This is a genomic window from Tolypothrix tenuis PCC 7101 (assembly GCF_963874875.1).
GTDB lineage: Bacteria > Cyanobacteriota > Cyanobacteriia > Cyanobacteriales > Nostocaceae > Aulosira > Aulosira tenue.
In genome coordinates, this window is sequence record NZ_CAWNJS010000001.1 from 4,833,740 (window position 1) to 4,856,282 (window position 22,543).

The following is a 22,543-nucleotide window of genomic DNA, read 5'->3' on the forward strand; positions in this document are numbered from 1 at the left end:
AACTTTTATGGCATCTTCAATTCCGCGCAATCAGTGGCATACTGTGGTAGCTGGAGAGAACATCTTACTCATTGCTAAACAAGCAGGATTTAGGAACTGGCAGACTATTTTTGAACACCAAAAAAATCAAACCTTTAGGCAGAATAATCCAGATCCTTACAGCATTCACACAGGTGATTCTGTTTGGATTCCTGAAAAAATGCCCCGACCAGGCTTTAAATGCGAGGTAGGAAAAGAACATCAATTTGTACTCAAGACTTTAAAGGCTTCGTTGCATTTGGTGCTGGAAAATGATGATGATCTTTCCTATGCAGATAGGAAGTACGAAATATGGATTAATGGTCAGCAGTATGGTAACGAAGAGAGACGAACATCGGGGGATGGCGTTGTCACAGGTGAAATCCCAGTTGTACCAGAGATAGAACTGAAGATTTGGTTTGAAGGCGATGCAGATGAACCAACTACCTACATTGTGCGAACAGGAGATTTAGACCCTATTGACACTATTGCAGGTGTTCAAGACCGCCTCAATAACCTGGGCTATGACTGTGGGGATGAACAAGGTGAAATTGGCCCTGAGACTAAAGCAGCATTGCAAGCATTTCAATCTGATTTTGGGTTGACACCTACTGGTGAAATTGATGATGCCACCCGCAGAATACTTCAACAAGAACATGATGTGCAATAAGGCTCAATAATTTTTGAGCGAAACCTTAGTTAATACATAATTGCCCAAATAAGTCAAAAAAAGGAGACATGATATGGATTCAAATAGAACACCAAACAAAAAGAAAGCGGAACTAATCGAACAACACACAAAAACATTTGGTATAGAAATCGAATTTTGCACTCATAAGAGCGCAATTTTAAGTTATACCCACATTGAAGTCTGCAAAATAAAAGACGGTGTTCACGAGTGGAAAATCGAAACTGATGCAGATTTCACACTCGAACTTGTATCACCTATTTTAGTATTCGATAATCACGAAGCAGCGAATGAATGCAAACGAATCCTGGTGAAGGAACTGCATGAAATCGTAAAAAGTAGACCCACACTCAAAGTTTGCATTGACAATATTCAAGTTTTAATTAAAAAAATATCGTCAATGTTCCGATATTGGAATATTGATCATGCTCAAGAATACCAACCAACTAATGCATTCAAAATTGAGTATATAACTCGAGAACAACTCTTGAAAGAGCTAGATTTTCATAACTGGGATATAAGTACTAAATGGCAAGAAGCAGAGGATGAGAAAAAGAAGTTTTTGCGTATAACTCAACAAGATCTAGAGAATTATATAAACACATTAAAGTTAAGAGTTAGTCAAAAACATGGGGGGATGCCCAGTCCTCAACTCAACTTGCCAATGAGCCTAAAAGCTTATGTTTGGTATTCAGCTTATGTGAAAGAACCAACGGCTTGGCGTAGGCTGCTACTCCTCTCCAACAACGATTTTAAAGCAGAATGGGTGAAGAAGAGAATCCAGAAGATATCTGGCTTTGAAGCGACAGTAACTGATTCTGAAATGAACAAAGATTTTACTGTAAAAGTAACAGATTGGTTCAAGTACTGGTTCTGGCTTGTCAGTATTCGTGAACTGACAGAGAAAGCTCTTCAATCCCTAAAATATAAGGACGGTTATGAATGGAGAGAAAATTTAGGATCTAGAAAAGGAAATACTATAAATAAACATCAATTGGTAAAAGAATGGCAGCATATTACTTTGGCTGAATTTGAGAGTAGGATAGGGATAACGAATAAAGGTAACTACAAGGGGCTACCCATTGAGATAGTGAAAAAAATCGGCAACAATGGAATGCTACCTGTTGAGCATTATTGGGAATTAAAGGAAAATTCAGAGGAAAATTCAGAGGAAGAATCAAAGGAAGAATCAGAGGAAAAGTTAGAAAAAAAATTAAAGGAAAATAAGGCAAAAAGTGTTGTCTCCAGCCTGCTATATTTAATAGTACAAAAACTAATTGCAGGAGCACTGGGTGTGTTAAGTGAGCCGGCTCAGTTGAAATTTCAAGAATTGAAGTGTGATCCAAACAATGCAAAAAAGAGTAATGATATTCTGCTGAGAGATGTCCCAAATGCTAATTTTCGAGATTATCACAGTTTCTTAAAAGACCTGACACCGTTATGGTTCAAGGGTACACTTGCCGATGTGTTGTTAAGTGTCCTGAACTCTAGCGATACTGACCTAACTAACCTAGTTTTGCCATATTTGATAGACGGAATAAAGGCAATAAATAGAGATGTGGCAAAAAAAATTCTGGAGAATAATATCGCGTTTCTGGAAACTATGTATTCCTTCCACCAATTGGAGAAAAACAGCAAAAACTGGAAGAGTTTTCAGCAAGAATTTGTCCCTAGCTTGGAGGAGTTTTTAAAGCAGTATGAGATTGGAAGGGTTGACCTATTAAGACATATTGGGGAGAGCGAAAATAACATTTGGCAACTTGATCGGTTTGGTTACGACGGCAATTTAGAAACCAAAGACAATAAATTTTTACAGCGCAACGGAGTACCTCCTTGGGAGGGACGATGGGATACCTTGAAGCCTCCTATTGATAATCTAACTGAGGAGAAAGAATTTCTTGTCGAACATCGCAATAACTAACTAGTACACCTCGGCGTAAATAAGCAGACCATTCTAAACTCACGAAACGCTTACGCTGTATTCATTTTGAATTTTGAATTTTGAATTCCGCCTTGCGGTACTAGCGCACTCTTTCACCTACCCGAAACTCAACAATTTAGCTAGGGTGCAGGGAATCTCGAGATGGTTCACCCATTGCTTCCATAACCCTAGTAACGAAAAAGCACTCACATCGCCTCTAAAAATAGCTCTCTCTAATCCCACTGCTGTCAACTCTTATAAAGATGCTTGTAGTCCATAAACCCTCTACTCCACCTGCGCTGACGCGGGCGATTCAAATCACAACGGCAAATATACCCCAAGCCACAGCCCGTGTTACAGCTACTCTTGATACTCTGTTAAAAAGGATTCGCACCTCCCAACATCAGGAGGCTTGGAAATTCAGCCGCTTAAATAAGAATGGCTTTCCTGTGGAATTTACTTTTAATTCTTTAGATGCAAGTGTGCGCTATGCTACTGATGTAGCAGCACCGGAGGTAGACCCAGTTGAGCGTTTATCCCATGCTGAGTCGCTATTAGCTGAATTAGGCGTACCAGTGCCAGAAGATACAATGAATCGCTTGCAACAGGTGCAGACATCCGGTGATTTAGAGTGGGGGGCTTGGATTGGGGTACGCCACCGCCCAGAAGGCGATCGCTATAAGTTATATGTGCAAGTTCCTGATACTGGTTCTGCAACCGCAGATGAACTGATGCAAGACTATTTGGGAACGGAACCTTTATTACCCAACAATACTGCGCGGTTGGTGGCAATTGGTCAAGAGTTAGGTACGCCGCGCATTGAGTTCTATTTCAAAATCGACCATCTCGGTTTGCAATATTGGGAAGTTAGCTATTTGCTACGGCGTTTTGGTTTAGCAGCCCGACAAATAGAGTTGCTGAGTCTCATTGAAGAGACTCGTGGCTATTCTCTGGATGAGGCGCGACCAAAGTTACCAGATACAACTTATGGATTTAGTTTATCTGTCTCCTCTGGGGAACCAATGGTGTTTTCCCTCTTTGGCTTTGTTGGGCCTTTGTTGGGGGGAGACGGACAAATCCGTCAGCGTCTGTTGTCGCTAGCAGAAAAAAAGGGTTGGAACTTCGATAGTTATGCAGCTTTGACTAAGCCACTGGCAGCAGAGGATAACTATAATCTGCATCATAATGCGATCGCTTTTATTGTCCCATCCCAAGGCCCTATCGGCTTACATATTTCCTTGAGTCCTCCGGAGGTAGTAGCAGAGGATTTAGCTGAGAATTCTCCAGATTTCCGCCCGCTCAATTTGTCCCCAACCCGCCCTGAATTTAATGATGCAGATATCAATTGGGCAATAAAAACTGCCCAAAAATTTTTGATTAACGCCCAACATCCAGAAGGGTGGTGGTCAGATTTTCAGCTAGCGCCAGGGCGTAGTGATGAGTGGGTAACTGCTTATGTGGGTACTGCGATCGCTAGTCTTTCCACTCATCAAACTAAAGCGATCGCTTTTAAAGCTTGGCGTTGGTTGATCGGTCGTTGTCAATCATCACCGGGCTGGGGATACAATGCTTTAGTACCTAGAGATGCCGATAGCACAGTTTGGGCTTTGCAATTAGCCGCCGCTATTGGTTGTAGTAATTGGGAACCAGCCCAGTTAGCTAGCGAATTCTTGCTTCAGCATCTGCGCCCTGGTGGTGGTATCGCCACCTATGCTGACGATCGCTTAATACGGCGTTTTATTGGCGCATCCGAGCAAATGTCTTTTGCGGGGTGGTGTAGTCCCCAAGTTTGTGTCACAGCCGCCGCCAGTTCCTTACCAAAGTTGCGTTTCGCTGCTGGCGACTTTTTACGCCAAACCCAATCACAGGACGGTAGCTGGAAAAGTTATTGGTGGTGTGAAGATGAGTATGCTACAGCTTTGGCAGCAGCCGCATTATCTAAAGGTATGGAACCACAAGATAGCGATCGCGTGCAACGAGCAATCCAATGGGCTGTCACTCGGATTAATTCTGATGGCTCAGTTTCTTCTAGCATCAAACCTTTGGGTTCAGCCTTCGCCTCTGCTTGGATACTGCGGCTACTCCTGCTTGATCATCAACCTGAGACTTTTCGCGAACAGCGCGATCGTCTAGTTCGTTGGCTGTTAAATCATCAAAACCCTGATGGCTCTTGGAATTGTTCTGCTGGCTTACGAGTTCCACCACCAAATATCATCTATCCGGAAACTCAGCAAAATTGGGTTTTGCATGGCTTAATCGAAAACGCAATTTCTCTAGACCAATTAAGTATTTTTACTACAGCTACTGTGTTGCAAAGTTTACATAAATATGCCAAATTTATTTGCAGATTTAACTGATATAAAAAATATAATTACAGATCAAGGGTCGAAAACAGTCGCTGTGAAGGTAACGGATACATCGGGCGTTAATAAGCCTGATGATATTAGTTTTGATGCTCAAAGTTCATCAGCATCACCTTACATCGATGTTGTGATTTTACCAAACCTTTCGCCGCCAGTCCCTAGAAGTCAAATTCAAGTTGCAGTTTCTCCCAATGGTCAAGTTACGGATGAGGTACTGTTTGAGGAAGCGGCTGATGCTAGCAAAAAGCTATATTTACCTCGTTATCGACTCTCAGAAGAAATTGTTTCAGGTCAACGGCGATATCGAATTTCTCTAGAGCCAAGTGGACAAATTTGGAACTTAATTGTCTATCTAGAAGCGTACCCAGCTGATAAACTTCAGGAAATAGGTAATGCGAAATTGATTGACCATAACCCTCAGGTGATCCTGAAATACCAATTCCAAGGAAAGGCTGTGGAGTCCGTATTTCAAGAAGTAACCAAAGCCGAGGGAGGACAAAAACTCAGAGCCGTATTGCAACTTTACACTCTCGAAGAGCGAGACAAAATTTATCTTGCACTTACAGATGCTGCATATAATACATCCTTAATTGTGCAACGCGATTTTAAAGCTGCGATCGCTCTCACTCATTCAGCACCATCAAATAGCACTGAGCGATTAACACCAAAACTGATTGTTAAAGGTACAGAAAACTATCAAGCTGGTGGACAGGCTTGGACTCGGTATCTGTTGAGTGTCACCAACTGGTCAGCTTTTCCCCAAGAACTATTCGACCCTGCACCCGATTTACCTCCTTGTGGTTTGAACAAAAACTCGGCTCGTACTTGGGTAGATATCTACGCTCAAGGTGGAACCAAACTATACGGATTTTGTGCCCTCTCTTCTCCCAAAAACCTTGATGACCTTTGGTTTGCTGTCTCCACGGGGAAAGCACCGCCAGAAGCAGTTTACATCGTTCTCAACGACCGAAGGCAGCAAATTAGTTATACATCCAATAGCATCAGCCCTTTACTGAGTGCGGATGCAGGACTATTCGACAAAGCAGCAATTCTGAAATTTAACGGCAAAGATAGCTATGTCGATTGTGGTAATAGTGCAAATTTAAATTTTGGTGGTCAAATTACGATTGAAGCCTGGATTAAGCCAGAGAAAACAACTGGCCTACAAAATATTGTCGCCCACGGTCACTCACCTAACAGCGAAATTTATTTAAGGATCATCAATAACTATTACCAAATTGGCTCTTGGGATGGTCGAGACTACTTGACAGGGTTTTCCATACCAGCAGAAGATGTGGGGAAATGGGTTCATTTAGCAGGGCTTTATGACGGCACAACTTGGAGACTGTATCGGAATGGGGTAGAAGTTAGTGCTAACCTTGCTGTTAAAGGTGCATTCCCCGTGAATGAGAATTGGGCAATTGGTGCTAGAGGGACAGGAAGCGAAAGATTCTTCCAAGGTCAAATTAGTGAAGTGCGAATTTGGAACCGTTCTCGCTCTCCAGAAGAGATCCGGCGCGATATGATTCGGAGACTGGCTGGTAATGAGGGTGGACTAGTTGCTTACTGGCCTGGTAACGAGGGTTATGGTGACAAAGTCTTTGACAAAACAGCTAATGGAAATCACGGTTTGCTGCGGGGAAATGTGCAATGGGTGGGTACGCTACCAGAGACTTTGTACAGCCAGGCTAATTATGTACTTCCCGATATTGTCGATGACAGTTTCTTCTTCCCGACATTATTGTATGACTACATTTTTAGTCGCCTTAAACCTCCTTCTAGCCAAGGTATCAACCTCATTCAGCGATTAGTTGAATGGAACGGTATATGGTACAGCTACTACCAAGACGAACGACAACGCGATCGCTTTTATTATCTACCAGATAGTTTTCAGATTGGCAAAAGACCTGAGTCTCAAGAACCAACAATGTCCTTGCAATTTCAGTCCATAAATGGAACACAACAAACTGTAGCCAAGCTGGAATACTATGCAGCGCCTATTGTGAATATAGATCGGCTGACATTCGCCGCCACCAAATTGCTGCAATATGCCCAACCTCTGCCGATTGGGGTTAAAAGTTTAGAATTTGTACCACTGAGAAATACCCAAAATCTGCAATTCCGCCTCGCACTCCCAGGAACAGAGGGTCTACAAACTCGTAATGCAAAAATCAATCTGCAACTAGGTATATTTGATACTTTAACCTTAGCTGTACCAGATGATTTTCAAGCTATTTGGGATGCAATGTTTAGCAGCAAGCAAGAAAAAACTCTCTTGACTGGACTGGTAAATGTGGAAATAGCAGGTGGTTACTCTGAAGAAATTCCCTTCTTTATCCGTTTGCAGGCCCAACAGGAGCAAATTTGGAACGCCATTTTTGTCGCAGACGTACCCGCACAGTACATCAAAAATATCGAAGTCAAAACCTATAATTCGATTTTTGCACCACCACCCACTCGTCCGCAAGACCAAATTATGAGTATCTTAGTTGACTTTGAGGGTAGTGATGCTGTGGAACTCAATGCAGCTAAGTTAACAGCAACAGCGAAAATAACTTTACCTATTAGCGATCTGATTTTGCATCGAGAGGATACGGGAGTTTACCGTTATCAAATGACTGTCATTCGCCGCAGTGGACAGAGTAGTTTTCAGCGCGAAACAACTATGGAAATACTGTATCCAGACGTAGAGGTGTAAAATGTCACTTTTAGGACTACCAGATTTCCAGCAACCACTTCATACCGGAAATATACAGATATTTTATTCCTATGAAAGTGCTGGTAACTACACTCTTCTCCCTGAGAAATTAGAGATTGCTTCGGGTATTGATGGTTCACCTGACTTTCTACTGGAGTTTGTGCGCGGTAAAAACCCAATGCTACCCCCAGAACCTTACAGCCTGCTGGATTTTCGAGTATCGCCGCATTACCAAATGACAGAGGGACTAATTTTCCTCCGGAATCAGCAACCAGCAGCCAGTCTATCTGTTAGTAGCTTTTCTTCAGGATTTCTGCGCTTTCAACCTCTAGGAAATTTAAATCATGAGTTAGATCAACTGACGCAACCAATCCCGCTAGTGTGGAACGGTCTAGGTATGGCGCGATTTAGTCGCAAACTCTCACCTAGTACTGGTATTTTGCTGAAAAATTCTTTACAAAGTCAAGTGCTGGCGTTAACTGCTAGGGCTGAGTTAGAGATGATTGGCGTGTCACCGCGAGTACCAGTGAAAGTCCGCTTTGATCCCAAACAACTTTTAGAATCTTTGGTATCTTTAGGCACAGCAGAAAGACAAGTTTCTTGGCAAGCGATCGCTGACTCTTTCCGCCACAATTGGCAATTCCTACCATTGCAGGTGGAAGGTGATTTGGATGAACACCAACTAGAAGATTTTGCACAGACGCTGACTGATAGGGTGCGCCTCCGCTTTGGTAAATTTGTGCCCGCACCAACAATTGATGCTGGTGCTCACATCGCCTTGGTGTCACCCACATCTATTGGTAGTGGGCGTTTTGAGTGGGATTTAGCGCAACCAATCTCAGTTCTTCGTCCTCTAACTTTTGACCTCAATCCACAGGAGGGCGAATCACTGCTAAACGTAGTAGTGCGGGAAAAAGTCGTTCCACCTATACCTACAGGTTTCCAAACGATCAATCTTGTTGCGAATTTACCCTCCCATCGCGAAGGAATTTTAGACTTAGGTGTAACACTCCGTGTCAAAGCAAAACCCCCTTTGCGTCCGCAAACTCAGGTAGAGACAGTAGAGTTAAATACTGACGAGACACCACAGATTAACCTGCGATTCTCTCCTCAAGAAAAGCCAGAGTACACTTTCTCGACTTATGTCATCATCAAAGATGCTCAGGGTATTGAACAACTAGAAAGTGAAGCTAAACCCTATAGCGGAAACAGACTATACCTCAATCCTCATGATTTTCCTGTGGATTTCGTCACCGTACAAAGTTCTCGGTTGTTACTTGAGATTGCTATGGTGCGGGGGATTTACCAAAGGTTGCTAGGCTCATCATTAATTGAAGATAAATTTGAACTGACTTTAAATCAACCGACCATCACTTTAGCGCTTTCCAAGAGTGCTGAAAATGCTACTCTCTCTATAGAGGCTGAGTCTCGTGAAGGTTTAGGAACTATTTATCTGAATTCTCTACCAGCGCGCTCGCTTTTGCTCGATCTACATTCATTTCCAGAAGCTGGGCCGCAAAAAGTCGAGGTAGAGTGCATATTTGAGAACGAGAGAAAACTTGTAATTTTTGAGTTCTTACCAGAAGGATTGTCGGAGACTGCTGGTGCAAGCAAATTGTTATATTTCACTCCTGATAAACCGCAAGGGATATTTACTTGGATGGGGCGATCGCCTTTTCAATGTCGTTATCGTTATCGCCGCACACTTCTAGGATCTAGTTCTGCTCAATGGTCAGATTATTTATCTGGCTTGAGCAACCTGAAAATTTACGTTTAAATCAACAACTATGACTGAATTACCAACCGGTTTTTACTTTCAAGATGTCTATTGTTATCAAGACGGGACATCTAATCGCTGGACTTATTTTTACATTCCCAGCGCCCCCAAACCAGAACTGAATCTTGCTGGTCAGCCAATTATTAGTTTAATGGCAAGCGATCGCGGTGCGATCGTGCAATTGCAAACTCGTTGGGATGTAAATTTTGATGTTCTCAGCGAATTAAAACAAGAGTTAGTACGTCGTTATCCAGAACTTGACCCAGAATTCATCTTTTTGGAATTAGGCCAGGTGAGTAATGTGGAAGTCTCGTTAGCAATTGGAGATGGTGATGATAAATTCCAGGAATTGCAAACAGCTAACTCTTCTGGAGTTTCGCCCTTCTCGACTATTTTCAATTTGCGGTTGACATCAACAGAAAAAGCAAAAGCTATATCTGCTTTCAACGGTCAAAAAAATTACCTAATTGTGAAGTATAAGTTTTCTCTAGAGGTAGTCTCTACTATTGAAACCATAATTGAGGGAGATATCGCCGTAGATGTAGCTCAAATACTAAGTAATCACGATAAAAAGTCATCTATCTTAGGAAATATTTTTGGCAAACCCAAACCACGTCAACAACAAAAAAGCGTTTCTTTAGAGGAATGCTTAACGCAAATCGAGCTAGCTCTGAGCAAACAGCGTCTTCACCTCAGACACATTGAGATCAATCAAATTTCCGATCAACTGCGAGTAAAAGTTGATAGAGAAGCTAAGGAAAATGCAGCACAACAACTTTTGCATCTAGTTAAAAATAGAGATTCTACTGCGCCTAATCAGTCGTTGCTGCAAGTAACAGCTAGACAAACAGAAAAAAAACGTTACTATTTTGAGCAAACAACGGATATTAGTTCTTGGTTTCCTACTGCTGATGGTTCAGAATACATACGGTTTTCCTCTGTTCCCATTGATGAGCCTACGAGGGAATGGCCCTAATACCAAATCTAAATGAGGGTGCATAGAACTGTAGATGAGTCATCCTTACTATTGGGCACGCTTTATTTTAATTGGTAATGGATTGTAGGTAATTCTGACATCGGTCTACCTTGGAGTTGTAGCGGTCTACCTTGGAGTTGTGTCGATCTACCTTGGAATTGTATCAGTCTACCTTGCAATTGTGTCGATCTACCTTGGAGTTGTATCAGTCTACCTTGGAGTTGCATCGGTCTACCTTGGAATTGTAGCGGTCTATCTTGGAATTGTAGCGGTCTACTTTGGATTTGTAGCGGTCTACTTTGGAGTTGTAGCGGTCTACATTGGAGTTATATCGGTCTGCCATTGACAATACGTAGATGCGGAGTAGCTTGTCGTAGATATTGCATAACCAAATAATCTGAATTTAAGAGATTTTCCGGAATTTTCAGCAAAATATTGTATTCCTTCCTATAATTTGCGGATATACAAAATTATCAATTTAACAATATGCTTGTAAGTACTGCTGATCGCTTGAGGGTCATGCTTGTAACTCTGCTGTTGTTCTTTGCTGTCACAGGAGAACTCAAAGCTGTTGCAGTGGTTGCAAACCTAACTTTGGCACAAGCACAAACTGCTCAAAATCAAAAAGATGAGGCTGATCGGCTGAACAAGCAAGGTATTCAGCAGTATAGTAGAGGACAATTTCAAGAAGCACTAGCAACTTTTCAGCAAGCTTTAGACATTCAAAAACAAATCGGCGATCGCTCTGGTGTTGGTGCTACCCTCAACAACATTGGCTTGGTTTACTCCCGTCTGGGACAGTACTCCAAAGCTTTGGAGCACTATCAGCAAGCTTTAGCGATTAGCCAACAAATCAACGATCAGACAGGTGAAGGCATTACCTTCAACAACATTGGTGATATTTACTCCAGTCAAGGAAAGTACCCCAAAGCCCTAGAGTATTTTCAGAAAGCTTTAGACATTCAACAACAAACCAATGATCGCTATGGCATTGGTGCTACCCTCAACAACATTGGCTTAATTTACTCTCGTCTGGGGCAGTACCCAAAAGCCTTGGATTACTATCAGCAAGCTTTAGCGATTCGTCAACAAATCGGTGATCGCTCAGGTGAAGGCATTACCCTCAACAACATTGGCAGAATTTACGAAAGTCAAGAACAGTACTCCAAAGCATTAGAGTACTATCAACAAGCATTAGCCATTTATCAGCAAATCGGCGATCCATCTGTTGAGGGCTCTATACTCAACAACATTGGCTTTATTTACTTCAGTCAAAGACAGTACCCAAAAGCCTTGGATTACTATCAGCAAGCTTTAGCGATTCATCAACAAATCGGCGATCCCTTTGGCGTTGGCACTACTCTCAACAACATTGGCGGAAATTACGACAGTCAAGGACAGTACCTAAAAGCCTTGGATTACTATCAGCAAGCTTTAGCAATTCGTCAACAAATCGGTGATCGCTCAGGTGAAGGCATTACCCTCAACAATATTGGCAGAGTTTACTCTGCTTTAAAAAAGTATGCCGATGCTGAAAGAAACCTAGTAGCTGCCATTGAGATTTGGGAATCCCTACGATCTGGATTAAGTGATCAAAGTAAAATCTTCATTTTTGACACTCAAGAATTCACCTACCGAAATATGCAAGTAGCCTTAGTTGCTCAACAAAAAACTAATCAAGCGCTAGAAGTAGCTGAAAGGGGAAGAGCAAAAGCATTTATTGAGTTAATAGTATCAAAGCATAATCCCGAATCTCTGCAAAAAAAATTTAACATTAATCTTGAGCAAATCAAACAAATTGCTCAAACACAAAATGCTTCTGTAGTTGAATATTCCATCGTTTCCGATAAAGACCTTTACATTTGGGTTGTCCAGCCTACAGGTAAAGTAGAGTTTCGCTCAATTGACCTCAAAAAATCTTTAAACATTCCCTTAGCAAAGCTTGTTACTAGCAGCCGTGAGTCTATTGGTGTGAGAGGAAGTGCAAGCATTGAGATAGAGCGTATAGTTGATGCAGCAGAACAAAAAAACAGATTACAGCAATTACACAAATTGCTAATTGATCCCATTGCTGACATTCTCCCTAAAGATCCAGACTCCCATGTAATTTTCATTCCTCAAGGTCAACTGTTTCTAGTTCCCTTTGCTGCTTTACAAGATGCTAATGGTAAGTATTTAATTGAAAAACATACTATTCTTACTGCACCTGCAATTCAAGTTTTAGATTTAACCCATCAACAACGGCTCAAGCCACGCCCCGCAGATTTGCAAGCAGCATTGGTTGTGGGTAATCCTACCATGCCTAAAGTCACAACAAAACTTGGTGATCCACCGCAGCAGTTGTCTAATTTGGCAGGTGCAGAAACAGAAGCAAATGAAGTTGCTAAAATATTTAAAACTCAAGCATTTACAAAAAATCAAGCCATAAAAGCCAAAATATTACCCAAGCTATCCCAAGCGAGGATCATTCATTTAGCAACGCATGGGTTGTTAGATGATTTTAAAGGATTAGGTGTACCAGGAGCAGTTGCCCTTGCGCCATCTGGTAATGGAGAACTCAACGATGGCTTACTTACCGCCAATGAAATTTTGGACTTGAAGCTAAATGCAGATTTAGTTGTTCTCAGTGCTTGTGATACTGGGCGAGGTGAAATCACAGGTGATGGTGTAATTGGTTTATCCCGTTCTTTAATTACCGCAGGTACACCCAGCGTCATTGTTTCTTTGTGGTCTGTACCCGATGCACCAACAGCTGAATTAATGACTGAATTTTATCGTAACTGGCAACAGGGCAAGCTCAATAAAGCTCAAGCTTTACGTCAAGCAATGCTAACAACTATGAAACAGCACCCTAATCCTAAAAGTTGGGCAGCATTTACCCTGATTGGTGAGGCGAAATGAGATGCCAAAAGATGCGGAGCGGCTTTTAGTAGAGATCGCATCACCAAATAATTTGATTTAAGAGATTTGCCAGAAATTTTCAGCGAAATCTTATATTTTTTCCTAAAATTTGCGGATATATAAAATTATCAATTTAACAATATGCTTGTAATACCATTTCTCTTAATTCAGGCTACAGATAATTCTCCCCCTGCTCCCTGCTCCCTGCTCCCTGCCCCCTGCCCCCTGCTCCCTGCCCCCCTGCTGCCTATGTGTAGCGATATTTTGGAGAATTGGTATAAGTACTGCTGATCGCTTGAGGGTCATGCTTGTAACTCTGCTGTTGTCGTTTGCGGTCACAGGATAATTTAAAGCTAAGTGATTATCCGGAAATTATGCTCGGAAGCTTGTATATTTTTGAGTGATAACCAATCGATGATTATCATTAGGACTTACGCAAGTGTCATATTTTGTTCGTTTAGGTTTGTCCAGGGTCAAATGTCAAGAGTCCAAAAAACCTAAATTTTTGACCCTTGACTCTTGACTCTTGACTCTTATACCAGAGGATTACTGTGCCAGTTGCGTAAGTCCTGATCATAATCTTTACTCTTTTAGATTCTTAAAATATTCTCTCAAGACTTATGATTGCTCTCTTGTCCATATCAACAGTCACAAATAAAGAATAGAAGTTACCCCAGTATGCTATACCCTATTTTTCCGTATCTACTGAATGCGATCGCTCATATCAAGAATTTGCCAGAGCAGCCAGTTTCGTCAGAATCGAGTTTTACATCATCAGAAAATATTAATAGCAATTCCAAAACGTCATCATTTGTATTAGCTCAAGCTATATCTTCTCAAAAAAAGATAGCTGACGAACTTTTAAAACAAAGTATTGAAAAAATCAATCAAGGAAAAGTAGCAGAAGCGCAAAAATCTTTACAGCAAGCACTTAATATTTATCGGCAAATTAAAGACACTGTCGGAGAAGGAGAGACTCTAAAGAATTTGGGTAATGCTTATTATCTTCAAGCAGACTATACCCAAGCAATTAATTATCAACAACAGGCTTTAAAAATAGCACAGCAAATTCGTAACCCCGATTTAGAAAGTAGGGCGCTATTGAATATCGGAAACGCTTATCGTGATTGGAAAAAGTACCCTGATGCAATTAACTACTACCAACAGAGTTTAGTGATTTCACGTCAATCGCGAATCCCAAAAGTTGAAGGTATAGCAATCGGTAATTTAGGAATTGCTTACTACGAATCAAAAGATTATCCCAGGGCAGTAGAAATTTTACAACAGGGTTTGACTATTGCTCAGTCAATTAAAGATAACAAATTAGAGTCACTTTGTTTGGTGTATTTAGGACAAGTTTATGATGCCATGCAAAAATATGACAAAGTGATTGAATATTATCAGCAAGCTTTGGTAATTACTAGAAAACTCGATAATCGGCGTGAGGAAGTTATTATAGTAAGTGCGCTGGGACTTGCCTATGAAAAAATGGGTAACAACCAAAAAGCTCGTGACTTTTACCAACTCCAGTTAATCTTAGCACAGGGATTAAACGACAAAGAACAAGAGATAGCAGCGCGTAAAAATATTGAAAGAATTCAGCTTCCTTCTAATTACCAAGAATTGGAAAAAGTACGTCAAAAATTAGAACAAGCACGAAAAAGCAATAATTTACCAGCAGTGATACTTGCTTTAATTGATATAGGCAGAATTTACAATCAGCAAGCTAACTACTCAGAAGCCGCTGAAGCACTTGAATTAGGTTTGCAAATAACGCAAGGCATAAAAAATTCACTATTAGAAAGTCAGGTTTTGTTAGAACTTGGAAATACTTATGATTTGCAGAAAAAACCTGATAAGGCGATTGAATCATATAAGCAAACTTTAGCTATTGCTCAACAAATCAAAAAAACAAATAATAGTCAAATTAAAGATTTAGGTATTGAAATAGAAAGAATAGCTCTGATACAATTAGCTACTAGTTATGAACTTCAAGGAGACTTACGGCAGGCGATTGAGTATCGTCAGCAAGATTTAGCAATAGCCAGTAAACTTAAAAACTTTCTTAGAGAAGGACAGGCTATTTATGCTCTAGGTAGTCTTTCCTGGGAACAAGACAACTATATTCAAGCAATTAATTATTTTCAGCAGAGTTTGGCAACTGGACAAAAAAATAATAATCTTGTATTGCAAGTGCAATCTTTGAGAAGATTAGCAACTAGTTATTTGGGATTAGGAGATTTTGAAAAAGTAATTAATTACGCTGAAAAAACTAAAGAAATAGTTGAAGAAATTGATAATCCCCGGCAAGCGCAGCAAACTTTATCTACTACAGAAATTGATTTCATAAGACTACTACGCGAGCAATCTTTATCTTTGTTGGGTGCTGCTTACCTGTTTGGTAGTGCCAGTCACGACAAAGCCATTGGATATTTTCAGCAAAATCTAGAACTTGCCAGAAATCTTCCCAGTAGTAATAACAAAGCCACGGCTTTAACAAATGCTTATCAGGATTTAGGGAATGCGAATGCTTTTCTAGGAGAATATGACAAAGCTATAGAGTATTACGAAAAAGCTTTGGCTGTTCGACGCTCAATCAAAGAACCGCAATTTGAAAAGATAAACCGTCAGATAGAAGGGGCTAATCTACAATTTTTAAGCTCGGCTTACGCTTCCAAGAGAGATATTAAAAAATCAGTTGAGTATGCTCAGGAGAGTTTAGCGATCGCACAGGAAGACAATAACCTTTACGGTAAAGCTGGGGCTTTGGGGAATCTGGGACGGACTCTTTTTCTGGCTGGTAATTTACCGGAAGCGGAGAAAACACTACGAGAAGCAATTAAGATATTTGAATCAGTCAGAACAAGATTAGGCGAAAAGGACTTACAAAAAGTCTCTTTCTTTGAGATATACACAGATGTTTACGAATTGCTACAACAAGTATTAATTGCACAAAATAAATCGATTGCAGCCTTAGAAATTGCTGAACAAGGTAGAGCGAAATCTTTTTCTGAGTTATTAGTATCCCGTGCCGGATTGACCAAGATTCCTAACGCATCATTTAACCTTGAGCAAATCAAGAAAGTTGCTAAGGAACAAAATGCTACACTCGTTGAATATTCGATTATTTACGACTCTTCCCAAGCATTAGTTCCAGCCAGAATTCGAGGTTTCCAGCCAAACCAAGAATCAAAACTTCTAGTTTGGGTGGTTCAGCCTACAGGTGAAGTAAAATTTCGTTCCATTGACCTCAAAAAATCTTTAAACACTCCCTTAGCAAAGCTTGTTACTAGCAGTCGTGAGTCCATTGGTGTGAGAGGACGTGCAAGCATCGAGATAGTGCCTAGAAATAATGCCGCAGAACAAAAAAACCGATTACAGCAACTTCACAAATTGCTAATTGATCCCATTGCTGACATTCTCCCTAAAGATCCAGACTCTAACGTTATCTTCATTCCTCAAGGTCAACTGTTTCTAGTTCCTTTCCCAGCTTTACAAGATGCTAATGGTAAGTATTTAATTGAAAAGCATACTATTCTCTCTGCACCTGCAATTCAAGTTCTAAATTTAACTCATCAACAAAAGCTCAAGCCACAGCCTAAAGATTTGCAAGCAGCGTTGATTGTAGGTAATCCTACCATGCCTAAAGTTGCAACAAAAGTTGGTGATACACCTCAGCAGTTATTACCCTTAATAGCAGCAGAAACAGAAGCAAATGAAATTGCTAAACTCTTTAAAACTGAGGCATTTACCAAAAATCAAGCTATAAAAGCCAAAATATTACCCAAGCTATCGCAAGCTAGGATTATTCATTTAGCAACGCATGGGTTGTTAGATGATTTTAAAGGATTAGGCGTACCAGGAGCAGTTGCCCTTGCGCCATCTGGTAATGGAGAACTCAATGATGGCTTACTTACCGCCAATGAAATTTTAGACTTGAAACTCAATGCAGATTTAGTTGTTCTCAGTGCTTGCGATACTGGGCGAGGTGAAATCACAGGTGATGGTGTAATTGGTTTATCCCGTTCTTTGATTACCGCAGGTACACCCAGCGTCATTGTTTCTTTGTGGTCTGTACCCGATTCACCAACAGCTGAATTGATGACTGAATTTTATCGCAACTGGCAACAGCGCAAACTCAATAAAGCTCAAGCTTTACGTCAAGCCATGCTGACAACTATGAAACAGCACCCTAATCCTAAAGATTGGGCAGCATTTACCCTGATTGGTGAGGCGGAATGAAATTGGGGAAAAGGTGAAAGGGTAAGGGTTAAAGGTTTTTTCTTTCCCTTTTACCTTTCCCCTTTTTCCCTTAACCGAGAAATATTTATACAGATTATACCAATTGTTTATGAAGCTGCATAGAATTCGATCCCCCCTAACCCCCCTTGAAAAAGGGGGGGAAACGGCAAAATCTCTCAAAGTCCCCCTTATTAAGGGGGATTTAGGGGGATCTAGATATTTGTAACTCCACATTAAATTGGTATTAAGTATGTGAGGAGAAGAATAAGCTATGTCATTCATCAAGCGTCGTCAGTTTTTGCAATTTGCTAGTTCAGCTTTAGCTACTCTTGGCATTAGTCAATTAGAAATTGAGCAACAAGCTATTCGCTATGCCCAAGTTTTAGCACAAAATACACCCCGCAAAAGAGCTTTATTAGTAGGGATTAACGATTACCTAAAAGTAGGTAATTTTCAATGGTATCCCCTAGAAGGGGCTGTCAATGATACACAAATCCAAAAAGAACTTTTAATTAATCTCTTTGGCTTTCAACCAGAAGACATCCGCATCTTACATGACCAAGAAGCAACCCGTGCAAATATTTTACAAGCTTTTGAAGACCATTTAATTAACTGGGCGCAGCCGGGAGATGTAGTAATATTTCACTTCTCTGGGCATGGTTCTCAAGTTGCTGATTTAGATAAAGTGTTTGATGATGGACGAGTCAGCACAATTGTACCCATTGACAGCCCTTTGCCACCAGGATATCCCAACAAAGGAGGCGAGGTAGATGATATTACTGGGCATACTCTGTGGTTATTAATGCAAAAAATCAACACAGAAAATATCACTTTTGTACTAGATAGTTGTTATTCAGGTGGCGCACGTAAAGGAATTTTAACAGTGCGATCGCGTCCTGGCGATCAAGAACTGCTGCGGATTACAGACTCTAAAATCCAACTTTTAGCAAGTAAGCAAGAGCAAGAATATCAAAAACAATTGATGTCTCGCTTAAATCTAAGTAATCCAGATTTTGCGAAATTGCGTCAACAAGGTGTACCCAAAGGAGTTATGCTTGCTGCTGCTAGAAGAAATGAAGCAGCTATTGATACAAGCTTTGCTGATACACCTTGTGGTATTTTTACTTATATACTCAGCCGTTATCTTTGGCAACAAACTGGGGTTAATTCAGTCAATCAATTGATGGTAAGTACAGCAAACACCACAGATAGAATACTCAAAGAATACTTCCCAACTTCTAGTCTTGTGCAAAGACCAGAGTTTAACGTCAAACAGGGAAGCAATAACGACAAGCAAGCGGTTTACTTTACTACAAGAAAAAACATATCTGCTGATGCAGTTGTTACCAAAGTCCAAGGTAATCAAATTGATTTGTTCTTAGGTGGTATAGATCCTCGGAGTTTAAAAGCCTTTGGTAGAGGTGCAATTTTTACCGTATTTAATAGCCAAGGAAAAGAACAAGGACAAGTACAAATTGAATCCAGACAACAGCTCAAAGCTCAAGGCAAACTGATACCAGCAACCACTAGAGGAGCGACAATTGCACCTGGTACATTATTACAAGAGCGATCGCGGGCAATTCCTAGCAACCTGACTTTGCGAATTGGACTAGATCCATCGTTAGGGCAAGATATAGAATTAGCACGACAGGCACTTAGGACAATTAACAAACGAATTGAACCTGTATCAGCTAATCAGCCAGATGTAAATTACATCCTGGGGCGAGTGACACAGGAGTATGTCCAGCAGTTGCAAAAATTGAATGTTAAAAAACTACCTGAAGTTGGCAGCATTGCCCTGTTTTCCCCAGCAGCAGATCTAATTCCTGGTTCTGATGGTTCTGCTGGAGAACCTGTAGCTGACGGGGTAAGTAATCGCTTGAAGGCAAAACTCAAATCTTTATTAGCCGCCAGCCTCGTCAAGCTGACTTTAAATACAACTTCTTCAAAATTGAGTGTTGCTGCTGCAATGGAAACAGTGGATGGTAATGCTATTCAGGCAGAAGCATTTACGGTAAGAGGAGCAACAGTTGCACCTGTTAGTCGCAGTAGAGGACAAACCACTCGTTCTTCCAATGCTCAACGCATTACAGTTGGAACCTTAGTCCGCTTTTTAGTTCAGAATAACGAACCTCGTGCTCTCTACATCAGCGTGCTGCTCATCAGTGTAGATGGCGAGTTATTAGTTCTTTCACCGCTACCGGGAAATGAAGATGCTCCTCCCATTCCTGCAGGACAACAAATTCAAGTCCCCGATCCAGATCGCGGCGAATTGTATCAATTTAGAATTGCTGGTGAACCTGGTGTTGCGGAAGTACTAGTAATTGCCAGTACGACACCTTTCAAAAAGGCAATTGAGTTATTGCGGGCACTTGCAGCAGAATCAGATAGTCAACGGGGAACACCAGTGAATTTGGATCAAAAACCAGATGAAGCAATTGTCAGTTTGCTAAACGATCTTGACGAAGGTACTCGTGGCGCAGGTATAACACAAGTTGATGGAACCAGCCAAATAGATACACAGCAGATGGCTGCACTATCGATTACATTTGAAATCTTGCCATCTTAGTTTTTTATTTAAATGTAGTATGCAATTTAAATTTTCCTGGCTCAAGCTGAATGTGGCTTGCTTATCAACACTTCTGGTTTTCCTGACAACTAGTTTATTGAAAGCGGCGGGAAACTCCATCCCCTTGTGGGTGGACGAGGTTGTTCTCCCCGTCGCTTGGGGCATAGGGCATAGGGCATTGGTATTTTCTTTCCCATTCCCTATGCCCAATTCCCAATGCCCAAAAACTCCATCCCCTTGTGGGTGGAGTTTTTCATTGATTCCTTTACCAGGATTGACCCAACCCCAACAAAATCAAATAAACGCTGAAACAGACAGACTATTAAAGCAAGGACTACAACAAATAGCACTTCAGCAATTTGAGCCAGCAATTCAATCCTTGAAGCAAGCAATGCAGATATCGCAACAATTAGGCGATCGCAAATCTACTATTCTTGCCCTCAAGCATCTAAATACAGCCTTAGACAATTTGGAAAAATCTTCTCCCCAGCAGGCAAAAGAGCAACGCGAACAAATTTTGTCTACCCTATCTACAAACGAACTGGCTGTCTTTCAAGGATTGAATAACGAATTTGATCTGAATTTGGCGGGTTGGCAAATGATCATGGATTTAGGCGATGACCATGTTAAATCAGGTAACTATACTGCTGCAAGTGAGCAATACAAGAAAGCAGGAGTGATTGCCGAATTTCCCACAGAGGAAACCGGAATAGCACCATTAATCATTCCCAAGCAGGAAAGAGGTATATTGATTGCTCAGGCCAGAACTTTAACAAAACTGGGATGGACTTTGGGGAACTTGGGTGATTTACCAGGTGCAGAAAAAACATTACGAGCTTCTGGAGAAATCTGGAGCGAACTCTGGCACAAGACCCAAAGAGACGATCAAAAGCAGCAACTTGACGTTATATCTGGAAGTGATGCTATTCGGTTAAAGATATTTGATATTGGAGAGCAGCAGGCTCTAACTTATACCTATTTGCAATCTATTTTAGTCAAACTAAAGCAACAAAATCAGGCTTTGGCAGCGTCTGAGCAAGTCAGGACAACTGCCCTAATTGACGATTTAGGTTTTCGACTTTCTAGACTTCCTCGGCAAGAACTAGGTAGTAAACCAGTAACATTAAAGGAACTACAGCAGGTTGCTCGTCTACAAAACACCACATTAGTGGAATACTCGATTATTTATGAAGATATTGTAGATAACAATCGGTATCGAGATGATGACACAGATGCCTTTTCATCTGGAGCATCAACTGCCAAACAGTTTATCCAAATTCAAGAACTATCTCTGGAAAGTTTACTTCCTAAACCGACAAAGTTATTTATTTGGGTGATTCAGCCAACGGGGAAAGTTGATTTCCGAGCAGTTGATTTGAAGTTGTTAAAAAAACCATTAGCCCAAATGTTAATTGATAGCCGAGAGGCTATGGGTGTCAGAGGTCGAAGCTCATCCATTAGCATTGAGCCAATCGATGATAAACAACAATTAACTCAGCTACATCAGCTATATCAGCTTTTAATTCAACCAATTGCCGAGCTACTACCTCGTGATGCTCAGAATAAAGTTATCTTTATCCCACATCGTAGCTTAACGTTAGTTCCGTTTGCTGCCTTGCAAGATGAACATGGAAAATATTTAATTGAAAAAAACACAATATCTATTGCCCCCTCTATTCGCTCGCTATCTCTTACGCATCAGCTAAGACAGCGTGTTCGGGAACGACAAAATGAGCTTCATGATTTCATTAAACCAGCACTTGTTGTGGGCAACCCTACAATGCCAGAATTTGCCAGCGTTCAAGGGCAAAAGCCTGAACGCTTACCTAATTTACTAGGTGCAGAACAAGAAGCTCAAGCGGTTGCTAGTTTCTTGAAAGTGGAAGCTTTAACAGGAGACAAAGCAACGGTTGCAGCAGTGAATTATTTAATTACAGGGGTAAGATTGATTCATCTAGCTACCCATGGATTACTGGAAGTTTTTAGCGACGATGGACTTGGTGCGATCGCACTAGCACCATCTGCTAATAATTCAGGTTTTATGACAACAAGTGATATTCAGAATATGCCGGAAATGTTTGCCGATTTGGTTGTTCTCAGCGCTTGTGATACGGCTAGAGGACAAATCACAGGTGAAGGAATCATCGGATTATCCCGTGCATTTATGACGGCTGGTATTCCTAGTGTTCTTGTTTCTTTATGGGCAGTAAATGATGTATCAACCGCAGAATTAATGATTGAATTCTACCGAAATATGCAAGAACGTCAACTCAACAAAGCACAAGCACTGCGACAAGCAATGTTAACTACGATGCAAAAGTATCCAAAAAATCCTAAAAAATGGGCAGCATTTACCTTAATTGGTGAATCAGAGTAAAGTGATGAAGATG

11 protein-coding genes are annotated in these 22,543 nt (G+C 41.0%); 10 read left to right on the forward strand and 1 reads right to left on the reverse strand.

Going from position 1 to position 22,543, the window contains the following annotated elements; all coding sequences use genetic code 11:
• Positions 1 to 7 precede the first annotated feature (7 nt).
• From AACU25_RS19210 to AACU25_RS19235, 6 genes are all read left to right on the forward strand, one after another.
• The gene (locus AACU25_RS19210) at positions 8 to 688 is read left to right on the forward strand and encodes a peptidoglycan-binding domain-containing protein (RefSeq protein WP_096578323.1); all 681 of its coding nucleotides are present in this window, start codon (positions 8 to 10) and stop codon (positions 686 to 688) included.
• A gap of 73 nt (positions 689 to 761) precedes the next feature.
• Entirely contained in the window at positions 762 to 2,627 is a 1,866-nt protein-coding gene (locus tag AACU25_RS19215; RefSeq protein ID WP_096578325.1) for a hypothetical protein, read from the forward strand.
• 263 nt (positions 2,628 to 2,890) lie between these two features.
• Positions 2,891 to 4,984 (forward strand): prenyltransferase/squalene oxidase repeat-containing protein, encoded by a 2,094-nt coding sequence (locus tag AACU25_RS19220; RefSeq protein WP_096578327.1) that lies wholly within the window; start codon positions 2,891 to 2,893, stop codon positions 4,982 to 4,984.
• Positions 4,956 to 7,688: a LamG domain-containing protein gene (locus AACU25_RS19225; protein WP_096578329.1), complete on the forward strand. Its 2,733-nt coding sequence runs from the start codon at positions 4,956 to 4,958 to the stop codon at positions 7,686 to 7,688. The genes AACU25_RS19220 and AACU25_RS19225 overlap by 29 nt, the downstream gene beginning before the upstream one ends.
• Before the next feature lies 1 nt (position 7,689).
• Positions 7,690 to 9,465: a hypothetical protein gene (locus AACU25_RS19230; protein ID WP_096578331.1), complete on the forward strand. Its 1,776-nt coding sequence runs from the start codon at positions 7,690 to 7,692 to the stop codon at positions 9,463 to 9,465.
• A gap of 10 nt (positions 9,466 to 9,475) precedes the next feature.
• A complete protein-coding gene (locus tag AACU25_RS19235) occupies positions 9,476 to 10,441 on the forward strand; it encodes a hypothetical protein (protein WP_096578333.1) in 966 nt (321 codons plus the stop codon).
• Between the two features lie 205 nt (positions 10,442 to 10,646).
• Here the strand turns inward: AACU25_RS19235 and AACU25_RS19240 are convergent, their stop codons facing one another.
• Positions 10,647 to 10,784, reverse strand: a complete 138-nt coding sequence (locus AACU25_RS19240; RefSeq protein ID WP_190445601.1) for a hypothetical protein — start codon at positions 10,782 to 10,784, stop codon at positions 10,647 to 10,649.
• Between the two features lie 143 nt (positions 10,785 to 10,927).
• On the opposite strand from AACU25_RS19240, the gene AACU25_RS19245 reads away from it, so the two are divergent.
• From AACU25_RS19245 to AACU25_RS19260, 4 genes are all read left to right on the forward strand, one after another.
• Positions 10,928 to 13,342 (forward strand): CHAT domain-containing protein, encoded by a 2,415-nt coding sequence (locus tag AACU25_RS19245; RefSeq protein WP_096578335.1) that lies wholly within the window; start codon positions 10,928 to 10,930, stop codon positions 13,340 to 13,342.
• A gap of 678 nt (positions 13,343 to 14,020) precedes the next feature.
• Entirely contained in the window at positions 14,021 to 17,584 is a 3,564-nt protein-coding gene (locus AACU25_RS19250; RefSeq protein ID WP_096578337.1) for a CHAT domain-containing protein, read from the forward strand.
• A gap of 271 nt (positions 17,585 to 17,855) precedes the next feature.
• Positions 17,856 to 20,153 (forward strand): caspase family protein, encoded by a 2,298-nt coding sequence (locus AACU25_RS19255; protein ID WP_199347157.1) that lies wholly within the window; start codon positions 17,856 to 17,858, stop codon positions 20,151 to 20,153.
• A gap of 256 nt (positions 20,154 to 20,409) precedes the next feature.
• Positions 20,410 to 22,530 (forward strand): CHAT domain-containing protein, encoded by a 2,121-nt coding sequence (locus AACU25_RS19260; protein ID WP_190445600.1) that lies wholly within the window; start codon positions 20,410 to 20,412, stop codon positions 22,528 to 22,530.
• The last annotated feature ends 13 nt before the right edge of the window (positions 22,531 to 22,543 follow it).

What these genes read in the sequence shown, in the direction of transcription:
- AACU25_RS19255 (WP_199347157.1), top strand. Translation starts at nt 17,856, where the DNA reads ATGTCATTCATCAAGCGTCGTCAGTTTTTGCAATTTGCTAGTTCAGCT.
- AACU25_RS19215 (WP_096578325.1), top strand. Translation starts at nt 762, where the DNA reads ATGGATTCAAATAGAACACCAAACAAAAAGAAAGCGGAACTAATCGAA.
- AACU25_RS19235 (WP_096578333.1), top strand. Translation starts at nt 9,476, where the DNA reads ATGACTGAATTACCAACCGGTTTTTACTTTCAAGATGTCTATTGTTAT.
- AACU25_RS19240 (WP_190445601.1), bottom strand. Translation starts at nt 10,784, where the DNA reads ATGGCAGACCGATATAACTCCAATGTAGACCGCTACAACTCCAAAGTA.
- AACU25_RS19230 (WP_096578331.1), top strand. Translation starts at nt 7,690, where the DNA reads ATGTCACTTTTAGGACTACCAGATTTCCAGCAACCACTTCATACCGGA.
- AACU25_RS19225 (WP_096578329.1), top strand. Translation starts at nt 4,956, where the DNA reads ATGCCAAATTTATTTGCAGATTTAACTGATATAAAAAATATAATTACA.
- AACU25_RS19210 (WP_096578323.1), top strand. Translation starts at nt 8, where the DNA reads ATGGCATCTTCAATTCCGCGCAATCAGTGGCATACTGTGGTAGCTGGA.
- AACU25_RS19250 (WP_096578337.1), top strand. Translation starts at nt 14,021, where the DNA reads ATGCTATACCCTATTTTTCCGTATCTACTGAATGCGATCGCTCATATC.
- AACU25_RS19220 (WP_096578327.1), top strand. Translation starts at nt 2,891, where the DNA reads ATGCTTGTAGTCCATAAACCCTCTACTCCACCTGCGCTGACGCGGGCG.
- AACU25_RS19245 (WP_096578335.1), top strand. Translation starts at nt 10,928, where the DNA reads ATGCTTGTAAGTACTGCTGATCGCTTGAGGGTCATGCTTGTAACTCTG.